The sequence below is a fragment of the Kitasatospora sp. NPDC034035 genome (assembly GCF_055575755.1).
In genome coordinates this window covers 181520-197256 of sequence record NZ_JBVISA010000016.1, presented here as the reverse complement: position 1 = coordinate 197256, position 15737 = coordinate 181520, and the positions used below count along the sequence as shown (strand labels likewise).

Here is a 15737-nt window from a genome sequence, read left to right as displayed (position 1 = left end):
AGAGGGAGCCGGAGGCCCATTCCTCGCCGGGGTGCCAGAGCCCGCTGGAAGGGCGGAATCGACGCGAGAGCCGTCGACGGACGCGGGCGGCCGGACTTCAGTCCGTGACCGCCTGTCCTTCACCTGACCCGAGCCGGCCCGATCGGCCGCCTGCCGGCCGGGTCACGCGGCCGGCAGCGGACGATCCGCCGACTGCGTGGCGATGTGGTCGAATGAGCCGGTCTCGGCCTGGGTGACGATGTCGGCGAACTGTGCGGCGCTCAGCTGGATCTGCCGTCTTCGCTATCGACGGCACCCTGGTCGACAGCAGCACCGTCACCACCGGCGCCGTCCGCGGCGGCTTCGCCGACCCGGAGGCAGCGGCACCCTACTGGGGGCGCGGCGAGGCCGGTGGGATGCTCACTGCTCCCCCACCTCAGTCGATCTTCCTCGGTACCGGATCCGTTAGCATGCGTCGTTGGTTTTCGAACACACGGGCTGGCCGGTCGTCGGTCGCCCGCACGGGGGGCATGCATGGCAGACACTGACGCGGGCTTGCAATTCAAAGTCAATCCTGCCGAACTGGACGGCTGCGGACAGAGCGCGCAGCACATCGGGGGCCTGATACCGGGCGAGACGTCGAAGCTCGCGGAGCCGTGCAACCAGGCCGCCGGTGGTCTGAAGGGCTGGCAGACGGCCACCGCCATCCAGAACTGCGGGACGAACTGGAAGACGCTGCTGGACAAGCTCGCCGGTGACATGGGCGACGTCGGCACCAAGCTCGCCACGACGGCCACCTACTACCGTCAGGCCGAGCAGAACGCCCACAACAGCATGCGCAACCCGGCCGCCCCGGTCCCGGACGAGCCGGACCCGTTCGGCACGACGGTCGTCCCGGGCCCCGTGAAGCCCTCCAGTGCGAAGGCAGCCGAGTAGCCCGATGGACATCAAGACGCTGTACGACGCCGACATCATCAACATCACCATCGCGAAGAACGCCTTCGACACGCTCTACTCGGCGTTCGGCCGGCACATCGAGTCCTGGCAGCACGAGGTCGCCGACCGGCTCACCAACTCGCACTGGACCGGCACCGCGTCCGACCACGCCCAGGCCCGGATCCGCTTCCTGGGCACCGAACTCCAGTCCGCGCACAGTGAGCTGGATCTCGTCGGCAAGGCCCTCGCCGCGGCGGCCGAGCAGTTCGCGCTGGCCCAGTCCCACCTGGTCTACGCCCTCGACGACGCCAAGGCCGCCAAGCTCAACGTCACTCCCGAGGGCACCATCACCTGGGACAAGGAGCCCACGTCCGCGAACTACGCGGGCGCCGGCGCCGAGACGACGGCCATCGCGATCAGCAACCGCATCACCGCCGCGCTCAACGAGGCCGCCCACGCGGACCAGGAGATCAGCGCGCGGCTGAACCACTTCGCGACCAACGCCGGCAACGGCACCGGCCTGGACGCCGCCACCGTGGCCCAGGACCTGGCCGCCCAGAGCGGGAGGGAGCAGATACCGCCCGCAGGCACCGAGCCGGCCGGCGTCAAGAAGTGGTGGGACGGCCTCACCGACACCGAGCAGCAGAAGTTCCTCCACGAGCACCCCGACCAGATCGGCAACCTCGACGGCGTCCCCGCGGCCGTCCGCGACCAGGCCAACCGGGTCAACCTGAGGAACCTGATCAAGGACCGCGAGACCCAACTCGCCAACCTCGGCCCCGAGCCGACGAGGTACCTGAGCGTCGCCGACATGAACGGCGCGCCGGTGGAGAACCCCGACTACACGGTGTGGAAGCGCAAGCACGACGCCCTGCAGGAGAAGCTCACCGGCTTCCAGTCCATTCAGAAGCGGCTCGACGGCAAGTTCGAAGGTGGTGGCGGGCCGGGCTCCGAGCCGCCACTGCTGCTGCTGGGGATCGGCGATCAGGGGCAGGGCCGCGCGATCCTGTCCTGGGGCGACCCGGACAAGGCCCGGAACGTCTCCTCGATGGTGCCCGGGCTGAACAGCAACCTGGCCGGCGCCGGAAACGGCGACGCCATGACGGCGAAGCGCATCTACGAGTCTGCGGAGAGCAGCGCGCGGGCCAACAGCGAGACGCCGAGCATCGCGTCCGTGTTCTGGCTGGGGTACGACGCGCCGCAGTTGGACGGCCCCTCGGTGCTCATGCAGGACCGGGCGGAGGAGGGCGGGGCCGCGTACAACAAGTTCCTCACCGGACTCCGGGCCACCCACGAGGGCGCCCCGGCGCACATGACCGCGCAGGGGCACAGCTACGGCTCCCTGGTGGTCGGGAAAGCGACCCAGCACCCCGGCGGCCTGCCCGTCGACGACATCGTCCTGGTCGGCAGCCCGGGCGTCGGGGTGGACAAGGCAACGCAGCTCGGGATCGGTGCGGATCACGTGTACGTCGGCACGGCCAAGTACGACCCCGTCGCGGACGCGCCGTCCCCTGGGATGCTCATCCCCGGTTGGGCCGCGGTCGAGGCGTTCACGAATCCCGACGGATCGTGGCACGGCACGGACCCGGCCAGCGAGAGCTTCGGCGGGCAGCGCTTCTCGGTGGCGGACGGGACCGTGACCGACTCCCACGACAACTACTTCGGGAAGGACCACAAGGGCGGCGACTCGCTCCCCAACATCGGGAAGATCGTGAGCGGTCACGGGAACACGATCACCAGGGAGGACCCGAGGTGAAGGCCGCGGTACGACGCACGGCCGTGCCGGGGGTGCTGCTGGCGCTCCTGGTCGGCTGGTACGCCTGGCCGGAGCCGGAGAAACCCACCGTGCCGGTCGACCAGGCACAGCACCGGATCGAGGCCGAGCTCGCCGATATCGCCGGGGCCTTCCACCCGGGGCTCCAGTGGGCCGCGCCGAAGTACAGCAGCGATCCCGAACTGACCGGACTCTGCGGGACGTCCGGGTGCAAGAGGACGGGCCGGGCGGAGATGTCCGCCCGCCAGGCGGCCCGAGTCCGGATCACCCCTACGCGGAATCAGGAGCCGCTCGACGTCGTCCAGGCACTCTGGACCGGGAAGGGCTACTCGGTCGAGCGCAACAAGGGCTCAGTGGAGGTGAAGGGCTCAGGGTTCAGCCTCCGGTTCGTCGCGGGAGTGGAGGGCTGTGCCGAGGTGTGGGCTTCCGTGTTCGATGTCACCGACATCGGCGATCGCGAGTGGATCGACAGGTTCGGCCCGGGAGGGCAGGCCTACGCCGCCACCTGCGCGACGGTCGACGACCCCTACTGGTCGCACTGACGCTACTGGTCGCACTGACGCCGGGAGCCCGCCCGGCCCGGCTTCCTCGGGCCGGGCGGGCTGAGGCGGTACGTGGTGCGCCCGTGCTGGGGCGGGACGATCCCGCCCCCAGGTTGTCGGAGCCTCGGCGCGCGAGGGAGACCTGCGTGCCGGGGCACTCTGGCTACGCTTGGTCTCCCAACCGTACGCGAGCAACGACTTCGTCCAGCGCGCCTCCGAGACCCGGTTCCCGGCGCTCGAAGCGGCCCAGGAAGACAACATGGCCTCCCCCTTCTCCGACCCGACGTTCTACCGGGACCGCTACCCGACCTACGCCGCGCTGCGCGAGCGCTCCCCCGTCCTGCCCGTCCCCATGGACGGCAGCATGGGGACGGCGGTCGTCATCACCGGCTACGAACAGGCGCGAGAAGCCCTCACCGCAGGCCTGTCCAAGGACGCTTCGGCGTACTTCGCCGACCGCCCGTCCGGACGCTCGCTCCACCCCGCGGTCGCCCGCACGATGCTTCACACCGATCCGCCCGCACACACCCGGCTGCGCCGTCTGGTCGTCCGGGCGTTCACGCCCGGGACCGTGGACGGCCTCCGGCCCTACATCCGAGCGCTCACCGAGCAGTTGGTAGGACAGTGGGAGCCCGGCGCCGAGGTCGATCTGATCGCGGATCTCGCCGGCCCGCTCCCGGTCACCGTGATCTGCCAGCTCCTCGGGGTCCCGCCCGTCGACCGGGACCGGATCCGCAGCTGGTCCACCGACCTGTTCGCCACCGGTGACCACGCGAGGATCGACGAGGCCTCCCATGCCCTCGCCGACTACATGACCCGGCTGATCACCGCCAAGCGCGGCTCCCCGGACACCGCTCTCCTCTCCCAGCTGATCGCCGTGCGCGACGCCGACGGCGACCACCTCAGCGAGGAGGAGCTGGTCTCCCTGGGCCTCCTGCTCCTGGTCGCCGGCCACGAGACGACGACGGCTGCGATCGGCAACGCCGTCCTCGCTCTGCTCCGGCACCCGGACGACCTGGAACACCTCCGAGCCGGCCCGCACCGGATCCCCACCGCTGTGGACGAGTTGCTGCGCTACGACTCGCCCGTGAGCGTGGCCACGTGGCGCCACGCCCCCGAGGCGGTACGACTGGGCGACACCGAAGTGGCGGCCGGCACCCCCGTGTTCGTGTGCCCCGGCGCCGCCAACCGCGATCCCCGCAGGTTCACCGACCCGGACCGGCTCGTCCTCCAACGCCCCGACGCCGCCCAGCACCTCGCCTTCGGCCACGGCATCCACCGCTGCCTCGGCGCACCGCTCGCCCACGCCGAGGTCGAGACCACGCTGCGGGTCCTGCTGGAGCGCTTCCCTGGCATGCGGCTGGCCGTACCCGCCGAGGAACTGCAGTGGCGCCACTCCCGCCTCGTCCGAGGGCTCGCGTCACTTCCCGTCGTGCTGTAGGCACATCCGCGCGACTCTCGGAGGCTGACCGGTGGCGGCCGCATCCGCCCGTCCGGCAGGCCACCCTGGTCCGGGAATCCGACGTGAGCGGCCGTCGACGGGCGCCGCCCCTCGGTAGCGGCCGTCGTGGGGCGCAATCGGCTGCGAGCCGATCGTCTGATCGCCTCCGTCAGGTGGTCGGCGGGGTTTGGTCGGCGGGCTGGACCGGACGGGGGCTCCGTGGGTGGGTCCGGCCGTGTCGGCCCGGGTTGGGGTGAGGGGGTTACGTACGGTCGGCGGACCGTGCGCAGTTCCCCCGAAGGAGGCCGACAGCGGTGCAACGCAAGTGGTGGACGCTGATCGCGGTCACGGTCGCGACGTTCATGTTGTTGCTCGACATCACCGTGGTCAACGTCGCTCTGCCGTCCATCCGCAAGGACCTGGGCGCGAGCTTCACCGACTTGCAGTGGGTGTTCGACGCCTACGCGCTCTCGCTGGCCGCTCTCGTGCTGACGGCCGGTTCGCTGGCTGACCGGCTCGGGCGGCGTCGGGCTTTCGCGGCGGGGCTGGTGGTCTTCTCCGGGGCCTCGCTGCTGTGCGCGCTGGCGCCGAATCCGGTCTTCCTCAATGTCTCGCGTGCGGTGCAGGGCGTCGGCGGCGCGGTGATGTTCGCGGTGTCGCTGGCCCTGGTCGCGCAGGAGTTCCCGCCCGGGCGTGAGCGCGGCACGGCGATGGGCATCTACGGGGCCACCATCGGGATTGCCGTCGCGGTGGGGCCGCTGGTCGGCGGGGCGCTCACGGACTCGCTCGGCTGGGAGTCGATCTTCTACCTCAATGTGCCGATCGGGGCGGCCGCCCTGGTCGTCACCTACCTCAAGCTGGCCGAGAGCCGCGACCCGAACGCCACCCGGATCGACTGGCCCGGGGTCGCGGCGTTCAGCAGCGGGCTGTTCCTGCTCGTCCTGGCGCTGGTGCGGGGCAACGCCGAGGGGTGGGGCAGCGCGCTGATCGTGGCGCTGTTCGTCGGCGCGGCCGTCCTGCTCGCCGTCTTCGTGTGGATCGAACGCCGTGTGCCCGAGCCGATGCTGCCGCTCGGGCTGTTCCGTCGGCACGCGTTCACCGGTGTGCAGTTGGCCGCGTTCGCCGTCTCCAGCTCGCTGTTCGCGCTGTTCCTCTATCTGACGCTGTACCTGCAGGACTATCTCGGGCTTTCGCCGTTCGCGGCGGGGGTTCGTTACCTGCCGATCACGGTGCTCAGTTTTCTCGTGGCACCGGTGGCCGGGGTCCTGCTCTCCCGGGTGCCGGCCCGGCTGATGCTCTGCGTCGGGCTCGTCGCGGTCGGTGCGGGCATGCTGCTGATGGGCGACATCCAGCCCGAAGACACCTGGACCGGGCTGCTGGCCGGCTTCCTGGTGGGCGGCGCGGGTGTCGGTCTGATCAACCCGGTGATCGCCGATGTCGCGGTGAGCGTGGTGCCCAAGGAGCGGAGCGGCATGGCGGCGGGCATCAACGACACCTTCCGGCAGGTCGGGATCGCGGTCGGCATCGCCGTCTGGGGGGCGATCTTCGTCGGCCGGGGCTCCCACAAGGTCCGCGAACTGGCGGCGGGCACGCCGATCGCGGAGGGGTCCCGTCCTCGCGAGCTGATCGAGGCCGCTTCTTCCGGCAGTCTGCCGCAGGTGCTCGCCGGGCTTCCCGAGCCGGCCCGGGCGGCCGCGTCGGCCGCCGCCCGGGCCGGTTTCCTGGACGGCCTGAACCTCGTGCTGCTGCTCGGCGGACTGGTCAGCCTGGCGGGCGCGGGCCTCGCGCTCTGGCTGGTCCGGGAGAGCGAGATCGACCGCCAGGAGACCGGTCTTCCGGAGACGGCCGACGGTCAGGGGACCAGCCCTCGGGGGACCGGCCGTCCGGAGGCGTAGGGCCGCCGGGGCGCCTCAGCCCTGGTACTGGACGACGATCTTGGTGAACTCGTACGGGGACTGGGTGACGCCGCTGCAGGCGTCGGCGTCCGTGCCGGAGCCGCAGGCGCGGTCCCGGTTGACGGCCCAGAAGGCGAAGCGGGCGAGGTGGTGCTGCTTCGCGTACCCGAGGATGGTACGGAAGTCGCCGGTGGTGACGGTCTCCCCCGCTTCGTCGGTCCTGCCGTTCATCGAGGAGACGCCGATGTGCCGGTACGCGGCGTCGTCGCTGTAGCCGTACGCGCTCTTGACCGCGGCTTTCAGTCCGTCGAGCGCGCCGACCGTCGCCTGCCCCATGCTGCCGCTGTGGCCACCGAAGTCGAAAGGCATCACCACCCAGCCGTCGTTCGCCAGGCCGGCGGCGGCGCCCCGCTTGATGAGGTCCTTGCCGTTGGCGTCCGGGCCGCTCGGGGTGGTGCCCATGGTGACGTAGGTGACGATGCCCGGGTTCTTGGTCTTGACGATCTTGAGCGCGTCGACCACGCGCTGACGGACCGTCGCGTTGCCGAACTCGGTGTTCTCGATGTCGATGTCGAGCGCCTTCAGCTGGTAGGCGTCGATCACCTTCTGGTAGGAACCGGCCAGCGCGCCCGCGCTGGTGCACTTCTCGCCGAGCTTGTTCCCGCTCCACCCGCCGACCGAGACCACGATGTCACCGCCGGCTGCCCGGATCGACTTGATGGCGGCCTCGTCGGAGCCCCCGGCGAGCGCCCGGCTGCCGTCCCACTTCGGGGTGCACCCGCCGTCGGAGAGGATGAACGCCAGGGTGAACCACTTGACCCCGGCCGCCTTCATCACGTCGGCCGGCTTCTGTGGGTTGCCCCAGCCGAGGTACTCGTACGGTGCGGCGGCCATCCCGGGCACGGCCGTCGCGGCGGGGGCCGCCGCCGCAGGGGATGCCGACGTGGGGGCCGCCGCCACGGAGGTCGCGGGGGCCAGCAGGAGCGCGGCCGGGGCGAGGGCGGTGGCGAGCAGCGGGGCGGTGAGACGGACTCCGATGGTCTTGCGCATGCCAACTCACTTTCGTCGAGCCAGGAATACGGTGACGGTGGGTCAGGGAGGCGGGAGCGGTCCACCCGTGCGGACGGCGGCGGCGGTCCGCCGACGGGTGTCTCACAGGATCGGGGCACGAGGCCCCGGGGTCAATGGCTTTCGTTAGGAAAGTTTCCCAACGATTGCCGCCGGCCCGCCGCGCCCGATCCGGACCGCCGGGTACCCGCCCCGGAACCGCCGGGTGCCCGCGCCCGGACCGCCGTGCCCGATCCGGACCGCCGCGACCGACCCCGGTCAGCCGCTCCAGGAGGAGCCCGAGGTGGTCGTCCGTACGCTCGGGGCCGTGCTGCCGCCCGTGGTGCCGATCGCCGGGCCGCTCGCCGGGCCGGCGGAGGTGCGCGGCGCGGCCGGGCCCGTGGAGGCCGCCGGGGCGTGGTGCCCGGTGGTGGTGCGGCGCGCGGCGGGGGCGGTCACGGCGGCGGGCTCGTCACCACGCGGCGTGACCCGCTCGATCCGCAGCACCAGGTTGCGGTCCTGCCGGTCGCCGGTCCGGTCGCGGTTGCGGCTGTGCACGACCTGCGTTTCCACGCCCCGGATCTCCTGCCAACGGCCCTGGACGGCACGGATGTTGGGGCACCACTCGCCCTGGTCGCGGTGCTCCAGGTCGAGCTGCCAGCTCTTCGCCTCGACGGTGTGGACGGCGCCGACCTCGCCGGGGATCTCCACCGGCGCGGCGCCCCGGACGGTCACCACCGCCCGCTGCGGATACCGTCCCTCCACCGCCGTCACCGTGATCCGGCTCGCGCCCTGGTACCTGGCCATCGCTGTTCTCCCGTGTCCGTCCTCGTGCCGGCTGCCGACCGGCCTCAGCCGGTACCACGGACGGCGCATCGTCCGGGGTTCGATCGGCCCGGATCCGGCCTGAACCGCGCGGCGCACGGCATCCGTTCCACGGGGGCTCCCGACCTGCGCGGAGCGCCGCCACGCCCGCGGAGCGGAGCTCAGCGGTGGCGCGGCCGCGACAGGCCGCAGGGGGCCGTGCCGGGGGTGCCCGGGGTGCCGGGGGCCGTCGTGTCCCAGACGTGCAGGGCGGCGAGGGCGGCGGTGCGTTCGGGCACGGTCGGCCGGGTGCCCTCCGGGGTGAGCAGGTAGTCGGCGACCGGGGTGAGCAGCAGGGTGGCGGCGCCCGCCGGGAGGAGGACGGCCTCGTCCCACTGGTGCCGGGTGACGGTGCGGCGCAGCAGGGTGCCGTGGCGCGGTCGGAGCGGGCGGGTGGTGGTCCGGCGGCGCTGGAGTTCGGGGGCGACCTCGGCCTCCAGGACGGTGCGCACGCCCGCGAGGGAGCCCAGCGGCAGGTGTTCGGCGGCGAGGTCGAGCAGGGCGACGGTCTCCGGGGCGAGCCGGTAGGCGGCGACGACGGCGGCGGTCTCGACGGGTTCGAAGGGCTGCCCGGTCAGGTGTGCCACGTCGAGCACGTCGCCCGCGTGGAAGGTGCGGCCGAGGCCTTCCTCGGCGAGGGCGATCAGGCCCTCGACGTGGTCGTCGGCGGCCAGGTAGGGGCGGACCGGGACGGTCGCGAGGTCGCCGGCGAGGGCGGCGGTGGCGAGCCGTACCTGGTACCAGGGGTCGAGCAGCGGGTCCTCGGCCGGCCAGCGCACGGTGACGGCGGTGTGCCGGGGGCGCTCGCCGAGCAGGGTGACCTCCACGGACTCCACCGGGTGGTCGGTGACCAGCCGGTTGACGGCCTGCCAGAGGGCGGCCTCGGTGGGGCTGACGAGGGTGAGCTCGCCCAGCGGCCGGGGCAGGTCGGACGGGTAGTAGCCGGCCAGCGGGAGGTCCCGGATCGGGCGGACTCCGGTGGCGCCGGCGAGGTCGCGGGCGAGCCGGGCGTAGCAGTCGGAGCGGTCCCGGGCGCGCCGCAGTTCGGCCCGGGCGTGGTCGCCCATCCGGACGTCCTCCCGGGCGAGCGCGGCGAGCACCAGGTACGGGAGGTCGCGGACGGCGCGGGCGCGTTGGAGCAGTTCGACCGGTCCGACGTCCGGGTCGACGTCGAGCAGCCGGTAGAGCAGGTCGGTGTTCACGGGCGTCCGCCTCCGAGAGCTGGGGTGGTCGCCGGGCAGCGGTCCGGCGGCCGGGGGTGTGGCGGGCCCGGCGGGTCGTGCCGGGCCGACGGCAGGGGAGCCACACCACTGATTGTGGTGACGGTCGATCAACACGGGATCACCACCGGGTCGACGATCTCTCGACAGCCCCCGGGGTGCCGTGGGTTGATAGGGGCTCATCATCGGGGGGAAGCACGTGCGCGGGCGGGGGCGAGCACATGAGGCGGGCAGGTGCAGGAATGGGTGATTTCCGGTTCTCGGTGCTGGGACTGATGCGGGCCCAGCGTGGCACTACCGTACTGAAGGTCGGAAGTCCGCAGCAGCAGGCGATGTTGGCGGTGCTGCTGCTCCGGCCGGGACACGGCGCGAGTGCCACGGACCTGATCGACGCCCTGTGGGGTGAGGAGCCTCCGGGCACCGCGATGACGACGGTGCGGACGTACGCCTGGCGGTGGCGCAAGGTCCTCCACGGCGAGGAGTCGGACGCGCCGAACGTGCTGACCTCGTTCGGGGACGGCTACCGGCTGGTGCTGCCCAAGCACGCCGTGGACGCGGCGCAGGCCGAGGAGCTGGCGGCACAGGCCGAGCGCACGGCGGCCGCCGGACAGCCGCAGCAGGCGCGCGACCTGCTGAACCAGGCGCTGGACCTGTGGCAGGGCGAGCCGCTGGCCGGCATCCCCGGGCCGTTCGCGCAGCGCCAGCGCCAGCGGCTGGAGGAGCTGCGGCTGACCCTGCTGGAGGAGCGGATCGCGCTGGACCTGACGCTGGGCCGGTACTCCCGGTGCATTCCGGAGCTGACCTCGCTGACCACCGAACACCCGTTGCACGAGCGGGCGTACGGGCTGCTGATGCGCGCGCTGTACCAGGCCGGGCGGCAGGCGGACGCCCTGGCGGTCTACCGGAGTGTGCGTCAGTTGTTCTTGGCCGAGCTGGGGGTGGAGCCCGGGGTCGAGCTGGACCTGCTGCACCGGCGGATCCTGGAGGGCGACCCGGCGCTCGCCGCCCCGAAGCCCGCCGCTCCGGCGGCCGCCGTGGCGCCCGCCGCGCCCCCGGCCGGCCCGGCGGAGCCGGCCGCTGCCGAGCCCGCCCCGCCGGAGCCGCCCGTCGATCCGGTGGCGGCACCGCCAAGACCGGCCCAACTGCCGCCCGATGCGGCAGACTTCACCGGCCGCACCGTCCTCGTCGAACGGCTGGGCGAGGCCCTCGGCACCCCGGGGCAGCAGGCGCTGGTGATCGCCACCGTGGTCGGCATGGGCGGAGTCGGCAAGACCGCGCTGGCCCTGCACGTCGCCCACCGCGTCCGCGAGACCTACCCCGACGGTCAGCTCTACGTCGACCTGCGGGGCGCCGACCCCACCCCGGCCGACCCGGAGGCGGTGCTCAGTGCCTTCCTGCTGGCCCTCGGAGTGTCGGCCGACGCGGTGCCGGAAGGACTGGACGCCCGCTCGGCGCTGTTCCGCTCCGCGGTGGACGGCCGACGGCTGCTGCTGGTGCTCGACAACGTCCACGACACCGTGCAGATCCGGCCCCTGCTGCCGGGCGCGGTCGGCTGCGCCGTACTCACCACCAGCCGCACCCGCCTCTCCGGCATACCCGCGACCGTCCAGACGGACCTCGACGTCTTCGAGCCCGAGGAGGCGCTCGAACTCCTGGGCCGCACCATCGGCGCCGAACGGCTGGCCGCCGAGCCGGAGGCCGCCCGGGACCTGCTGCACGTCTGCGGCCACCTGCCGCTCGCGGTGCGGATCGTGGCGGCCCGGCTGGCCGCCCGGCCGAGCTGGACGGTGCAGACGCTGGGCCGCAGGCTGGCGGTGGAACGGCGCCGGATCGACGAGCTGCGCATCGGCGACCTGGCGGTCGAGGCCGCCTTCGAACTGAGCTACCGCCAGTTGACGCCCGCCCAGGCCCGCGTCTTCCGGCTGGTCGCCTCGGTGGACGGCCCGGACATCGGCCTGGCCGCCGCGGCCGCCCTGCTGGACCTCGACGAGTACGACGCCGAGGACCTGCTGGAAGCCCTGGTGGACGTGGCGATGATGGAGTCGCCCTTCCCCGGCCGCTACCGCTACCACGACCTGCTGCGCGCCTTCGCCCGGCGCCGGCCCGACGCCCCGGGCGCGGCCGTCGAGGCCCGCGACCGGCTGCTGGACCACCTGCTGGCCACCGCGTGCGCGGCCTTCCAGCACGCCGTCCCCGGGGATCCGGCGGCCGGTGCGCTCGGGCCCGCCCGCAGTGCCGGGGTGGAGCTGGGCGGCCCGGACGGTGCCCGGGCCTGGGCCGAGGCGGAGGGCTCCGGGGCGATCGCGCTGGCCGCCCAGGTGGCCGCCTGGACGGTGGCCGAGGCCCCCTCCCCCGGCCCCGTCCCCGCTCCCGCCGACGCCGTCCCCTCCGACGCCGACTCCGGTCCCGGCGCCCGGGACGCCCTGCCGGACCCGCTGCGCGCCGCGATCGACCTGCTGATCGCGCTCACCCCCTTCGCCCTCGCCCCGCCCGGCCGCCAACTCGCCACCACCGCCGAGGCCCTCGCCGACGCCGCCACCCACCGCGCCGACCACCGGGCAGCCGGTCGCGCGCACTTCCTGCGCGGCAACGTCGCGCTGGCCGCCACCCGGCTGGAGGAGGCCGAGGCGGCCGCCCGCCTGGCCGTGGCCGCCTCCCGCTCGGCCGGCGACACGGTGATCCTGCGCCAGGCGCTGAACGACCTCGGCCTGGTCTGCCAGTTCCTCAGCCGCTACGACGAGGCCGTCGAGCACTACGACGAGGCCCTGCTGCTGGCCCGCGAACTCGGCCACCGCTCCGGGGAGCTGGTGACGACGGTCAACGCCGCGCTGGCCCGGGTGCGCAGCGGTCGGGCCGCCGAGGCGGTGGCGATCTGCCACGAGGCACTGGCCGAACTGCGCACCCGCAACGACGATCCCGGGCGGGCGTACACGCTGTACGTGCTGGGGCTGGCGCTGCACGGGCTGGAGCGGCACGAGGAGGCGGTCACCTGGTTCGGCGAGTGCCTGGCGGTGGCCTCGGCGGCCGGTCTGCAGGCCCGGGCCGCGCACGCCCGCTACCGGTTGGCGGACAGTCTGCGGTCGCTGGGCCGGACGGAGGAGGCACTGGAGCACGCCGGGCAGGCGCTGGCGCTGTGCGAGGAGCTGGGGGCCGAGCGGGACCACGCGCAGGCGCTGGTGGTGCTGGGCCGGACGCTGGCGGACCTGGGACGCGGGGCCGAGGCGCGGGGGCGGTGGCGGGAGGCGCACGCGATCTTCGTCCGCCTGGGGCTGCCGGACGCCCACGAGGTGGCGGGGCTGCTCGCTCCGGGCGGGGACGGCGTCCCGTCGGCTCGGGACGGGCGGCGGGAGGACGGGCAGCGGGAGGACGAGCGGGAGGCGGCGACCGTCCCGCTGACCGGTCGCTGCTGAGTCAGTGCTGTTGCCCTGCCGATTCACGGCTGGCCCAGGGCTGATTCACGGCTGATTGGCTGAGAAGAATCGATCCTGCAATGGGACCGGCGGCTCGCTCAGGAGCCGGTGCTGTTCCAGTCGGGGGTGCTGCCGTGCCCGGTGGTGGCGGTCGGGCTGGGGGTGGCGGGGGTGGGCGTCGGCGTCGCGTCGCCGACCACCACCGTCGCCGTCCCGGTGCCGGCCGTCTCCGCCACCGCGGCCGTGCCGGCCAGGCCGGCCCCCAGGGCGACGACCACCCCCAGGCCGACGGTGAACAGCCGGAGGCGGGCGGGGGCGGTGGCCGGACGCTGCGTCATCTCTGGTGCTCCTTTGGTGTCTTCCCCGGTCGGGAAGGTCTCCGTCGTGGTGTGGCACCAGTCTTGCGAGGGCCGGTCAACGGTCGATCTACGGCGGAGCACCGTTGGTCACCGGGGCCCGGTTCAGGCCGCCTCGCGGATCTCCAGGGTGCAGCACTTCACGCTGCCCCCGCCCTTGAGCAGCTCGCTCAGGTCCATCCCGATCGGCCGGAACCCGCGCTCGCGCAGCCGCGCCGCCAGACCCACCGCCGCCTCGGGCAGCACCACGTGCAGGCCGTCGCTCACCGCGTTGAGCCCGAACACCTCGGCGTCCGTCTCGCTCACCAGCAGGGCGTCCGGGAAGAGCCGGCGCAGCACGGTCCGGCTGCCGGGCGAGAACGCCTCCGGGTAGTACATGATCTCGTCGCCGTCGAGCACCGAGAGCGCGGTGTCCAGGTGGTAGAAGCGCGGGTCGACCAGCTCCAGGCCGACCACCGGCCGGCCGAAGAACTCCTGCGCCTCCGCGTGCCCCTCCGCCACGCTGCGGAAGCCCCGCCCGGCCAGCACGAAGCTCGCGGTCAGCAGGAGGTCGCCCTCGCCCTCGTTGACGTGCTCCGGGTCGTGCGTCGCGAAGCCCCGGTCGCGGAACCACTCCAGGTAGGCGGGGCCCTCGGCGGCCCGCTCGGCGTTGCGGAAGCGCGCCCCGAGCACCCGGCCGTCCACCACGGTGGCGCCGTTGGCCGCGTAGACCATGTCGGGCAGGCCGGGCAGCGGGTCGATCAGGTCGACGTGGTGGCCGAGCTCGGCGTACAGGGCGTACAGCCGCTCCCACTGGGCGACGGCGAGGTCGGTGTCCACCGGCTTGGCCGGGTCCATCCAGGGGTTGATCGCGTAGGTGACGTCGAAGTGCTCCGGACGGCACATCAGGTAGCGGCGCGGACGGGCGGTGCGGGTCATCGGGTCCTCCGGTGTGGGGGTGCGGGACGGTAGGGGGAGACGGTCAGGCGGGGAAGGTCAGGCGGCGGGCTCCGCCGGCCGGGTCGGGAAGTCGCGCAGGCCGCGCAGCGGGCCGGCCAGCAGCACCAGCCCGGCCGAGAGCAGCACGCCCGCCATCAGCCAGATGGTGCTGCGGGCGCCGATCACCTCGCCGAGCCAGCCCCCGAGCAGGGCGCCGACCGGGATCGCGCTGTAGTTGACGGTCGCCGAGCTGGCCCGGATCCGCCCGATCAGCTCGGGCGGGCAGTAGGCCTGGGAGAAGCTGCCGGCCAGGACGTTGCCCGCCACCACGCCGCAGACCGCGACCGCCCAGGCGAGCGCGCTCACCACGAGCGGGAGCCGCTCGCCCGCCAGCGGCAGCAGCAGGATGAAGGGCGCGACCACCAGCTCGCAGACCATCAGCCCGCGCGCGGTGCCGAGCCGGCGGGCGATCCGCCCGGCCAGCATCGCCCCGGCCAGCCCGCCGACGCTCACCAGCGCGAACACCGCGCCCACCGCACCGGGTTCGATCCCCACGCTGCGCACCAGGAAGACCGTCTGCACCGCCTGGATGCCGTTCAGCCCGAGGTTGCCGACCGCGGCGAAGCAGGCCAGCGTGCGCAGGTACGGGTCGCGCAGCAGGAACCGGACGCCCTCGCCGATCTCCTGCGGCATGCCGCGCCGTTCGGACACCGGCGGGGGGTGCTCCTCGGTCCGGATCCGCCGCAGGCAGACCGCCGACACCAGGTAGGTGAGCGAGTCGGCGAGCATCCCGCTGGCGGCGCCGAAGGCCTGGGAGAGCAGACCGGCCACGCCCGGGCCGGCGATCTCCGCCGCCGAGGCGGCGGAGCGCAGCTTGACGTTGGCCTCCAGCAGGTCGGCCTTCGCCACCAGGGTGGGCAGCACCGCCCCGTACGCGGTGGAGAAGAACACCTTCACCGCCCCGGTCAGCAGGGCCACCACCGCCAGTTGGGCGAGGGAGAGCAGCCCGAGCCAGCCGGCCACCGGGACGCTGCCGAAGAGTGCGAGCAGCAGCAGGTCGCAGATCAGCATCACCCGCAGCCGGGGCCAGCGGTCCACCCAGGCGCCGGCCGGCAGTCCGAGGAACAGCCAGGGCAGCCAGGAGGCGGCGTTGATCACGCCCACCGCGAACGGGCCGGCGTCCAGGGTGACCACGGCCACCAGGGACAGCGCCACGCTCCCGACGGCCGTGCCGAGGTTGCTGGTGGTCTCACCGATCCAGAGCCGGCGGAAGTCCCCCTGGGCCCACAGGCCCCACCGGCCGCGCGGCCGGTCCGGCCGCACCGGTGACTTGATCGGGACGGTGGTGGTCATCG

Annotated in this window: 12 protein-coding genes; 6 read left to right on the top strand and 6 right to left on the bottom strand. The window is 73.5% G+C overall.

Going from position 1 to position 15737, the window contains the following annotated elements; genetic code table 11:
- Window positions 1-534 precede the first annotated feature (534 nt).
- The 5 genes from ACZ52J_RS23480 (at window position 535) to ACZ52J_RS23460 (ending at window position 6567) form a co-directional block, all read left to right on the top strand.
- Entirely contained in the window at window positions 535-915 is a 381-nt protein-coding gene (locus ACZ52J_RS23480; protein WP_465621402.1) for a WXG100 family type VII secretion target, read from the top strand.
- Between the two features lie 4 nt (window positions 916-919).
- Window positions 920-2671: an alpha/beta hydrolase gene (locus ACZ52J_RS23475; protein ID WP_465621401.1), complete on the top strand. Its 1752-nt coding sequence runs from the start codon at window positions 920-922 to the stop codon at window positions 2669-2671.
- Window positions 2668-3231 carry a hypothetical protein gene (locus ACZ52J_RS23470; protein WP_465621399.1) on the top strand — a complete coding sequence of 188 codons (564 nt, stop codon included), beginning with the start codon at window positions 2668-2670 and terminating at the stop codon, window positions 3229-3231. Before ACZ52J_RS23475 ends, ACZ52J_RS23470 begins: the two co-directional genes overlap by 4 nt.
- A 259-nt stretch (window positions 3232-3490) precedes the next feature.
- Window positions 3491-4672: a cytochrome P450 family protein gene (locus ACZ52J_RS23465; RefSeq protein WP_465621418.1), complete on the top strand. Its 1182-nt coding sequence runs from the start codon at window positions 3491-3493 to the stop codon at window positions 4670-4672.
- Window positions 4673-4986: 314 nt separating this feature from the next.
- Window positions 4987-6567 (top strand): MFS transporter, encoded by a 1581-nt coding sequence (locus ACZ52J_RS23460; RefSeq protein ID WP_360499023.1) that lies wholly within the window; start codon window positions 4987-4989, stop codon window positions 6565-6567.
- A 15-nt stretch (window positions 6568-6582) separates the two neighbouring features.
- Here ACZ52J_RS23460 and ACZ52J_RS23455 read toward each other — a convergent pair whose 3' ends face one another.
- The 3 genes from ACZ52J_RS23455 to ACZ52J_RS23445 all read right to left on the bottom strand — a co-directional run bounded on the left by ACZ52J_RS23455 (window position 6583) and on the right by ACZ52J_RS23445 (window position 9680).
- Entirely contained in the window at window positions 6583-7617 is a 1035-nt protein-coding gene (locus ACZ52J_RS23455; protein ID WP_465621398.1) for a chitinase, read from the bottom strand.
- A gap of 276 nt (window positions 7618-7893) precedes the next feature.
- Window positions 7894-8421: a hypothetical protein gene (locus tag ACZ52J_RS23450; RefSeq protein ID WP_465621397.1), complete on the bottom strand. Its 528-nt coding sequence runs from the start codon at window positions 8419-8421 to the stop codon at window positions 7894-7896.
- Window positions 8422-8600: 179 nt separating this feature from the next.
- Complete coding sequence (locus ACZ52J_RS23445) at window positions 8601-9680, bottom strand: hypothetical protein (RefSeq protein WP_465621396.1); 1080 nt, start codon at window positions 9678-9680, stop codon at window positions 8601-8603.
- Window positions 9681-9940: 260 nt separating this feature from the next.
- Between ACZ52J_RS23445 and ACZ52J_RS23440 the strand changes: the two genes are divergently transcribed.
- Entirely contained in the window at window positions 9941-13108 is a 3168-nt protein-coding gene (locus ACZ52J_RS23440) for an AfsR/SARP family transcriptional regulator (protein WP_465621394.1), read from the top strand.
- 98 nt (window positions 13109-13206) lie between these two features.
- On the opposite strand, the gene ACZ52J_RS23435 is transcribed toward ACZ52J_RS23440, so the two are convergent.
- From ACZ52J_RS23435 to ACZ52J_RS23425, 3 genes are all read right to left on the bottom strand, one after another.
- Window positions 13207-13446 carry a hypothetical protein gene (locus ACZ52J_RS23435; protein ID WP_360499013.1) on the bottom strand — a complete coding sequence of 80 codons (240 nt, stop codon included), beginning with the start codon at window positions 13444-13446 and terminating at the stop codon, window positions 13207-13209.
- A gap of 123 nt (window positions 13447-13569) precedes the next feature.
- Window positions 13570-14382: a dimethylargininase gene (ddaH, locus tag ACZ52J_RS23430; protein WP_360499011.1), complete on the bottom strand. Its 813-nt coding sequence runs from the start codon at window positions 14380-14382 to the stop codon at window positions 13570-13572.
- 57 nt (window positions 14383-14439) lie between these two features.
- Complete coding sequence (locus ACZ52J_RS23425; protein ID WP_465621392.1) at window positions 14440-15735, bottom strand: MFS transporter; 1296 nt, start codon at window positions 15733-15735, stop codon at window positions 14440-14442.
- Window positions 15736-15737 lie beyond the last annotated feature (2 nt).

What these genes read in the sequence shown, in the direction of transcription:
- ACZ52J_RS23475 (WP_465621401.1), top strand. Translation starts at nt 920, where the DNA reads ATGGACATCAAGACGCTGTACGACGCCGACATCATCAACATCACCATC.
- ACZ52J_RS23465 (WP_465621418.1), top strand. Translation starts at nt 3,491, where the DNA reads ATGGCCTCCCCCTTCTCCGACCCGACGTTCTACCGGGACCGCTACCCG.
- ACZ52J_RS23455 (WP_465621398.1), bottom strand. Translation starts at nt 7,617, where the DNA reads ATGCGCAAGACCATCGGAGTCCGTCTCACCGCCCCGCTGCTCGCCACC.
- ACZ52J_RS23450 (WP_465621397.1), bottom strand. Translation starts at nt 8,421, where the DNA reads ATGGCCAGGTACCAGGGCGCGAGCCGGATCACGGTGACGGCGGTGGAG.
- ACZ52J_RS23440 (WP_465621394.1), top strand. Translation starts at nt 9,941, where the DNA reads ATGGGTGATTTCCGGTTCTCGGTGCTGGGACTGATGCGGGCCCAGCGT.
- ACZ52J_RS23435 (WP_360499013.1), bottom strand. Translation starts at nt 13,446, where the DNA reads ATGACGCAGCGTCCGGCCACCGCCCCCGCCCGCCTCCGGCTGTTCACC.
- ddaH (WP_360499011.1), bottom strand. Translation starts at nt 14,382, where the DNA reads ATGACCCGCACCGCCCGTCCGCGCCGCTACCTGATGTGCCGTCCGGAG.
- ACZ52J_RS23425 (WP_465621392.1), bottom strand. Translation starts at nt 15,735, where the DNA reads ATGACCACCACCGTCCCGATCAAGTCACCGGTGCGGCCGGACCGGCCG.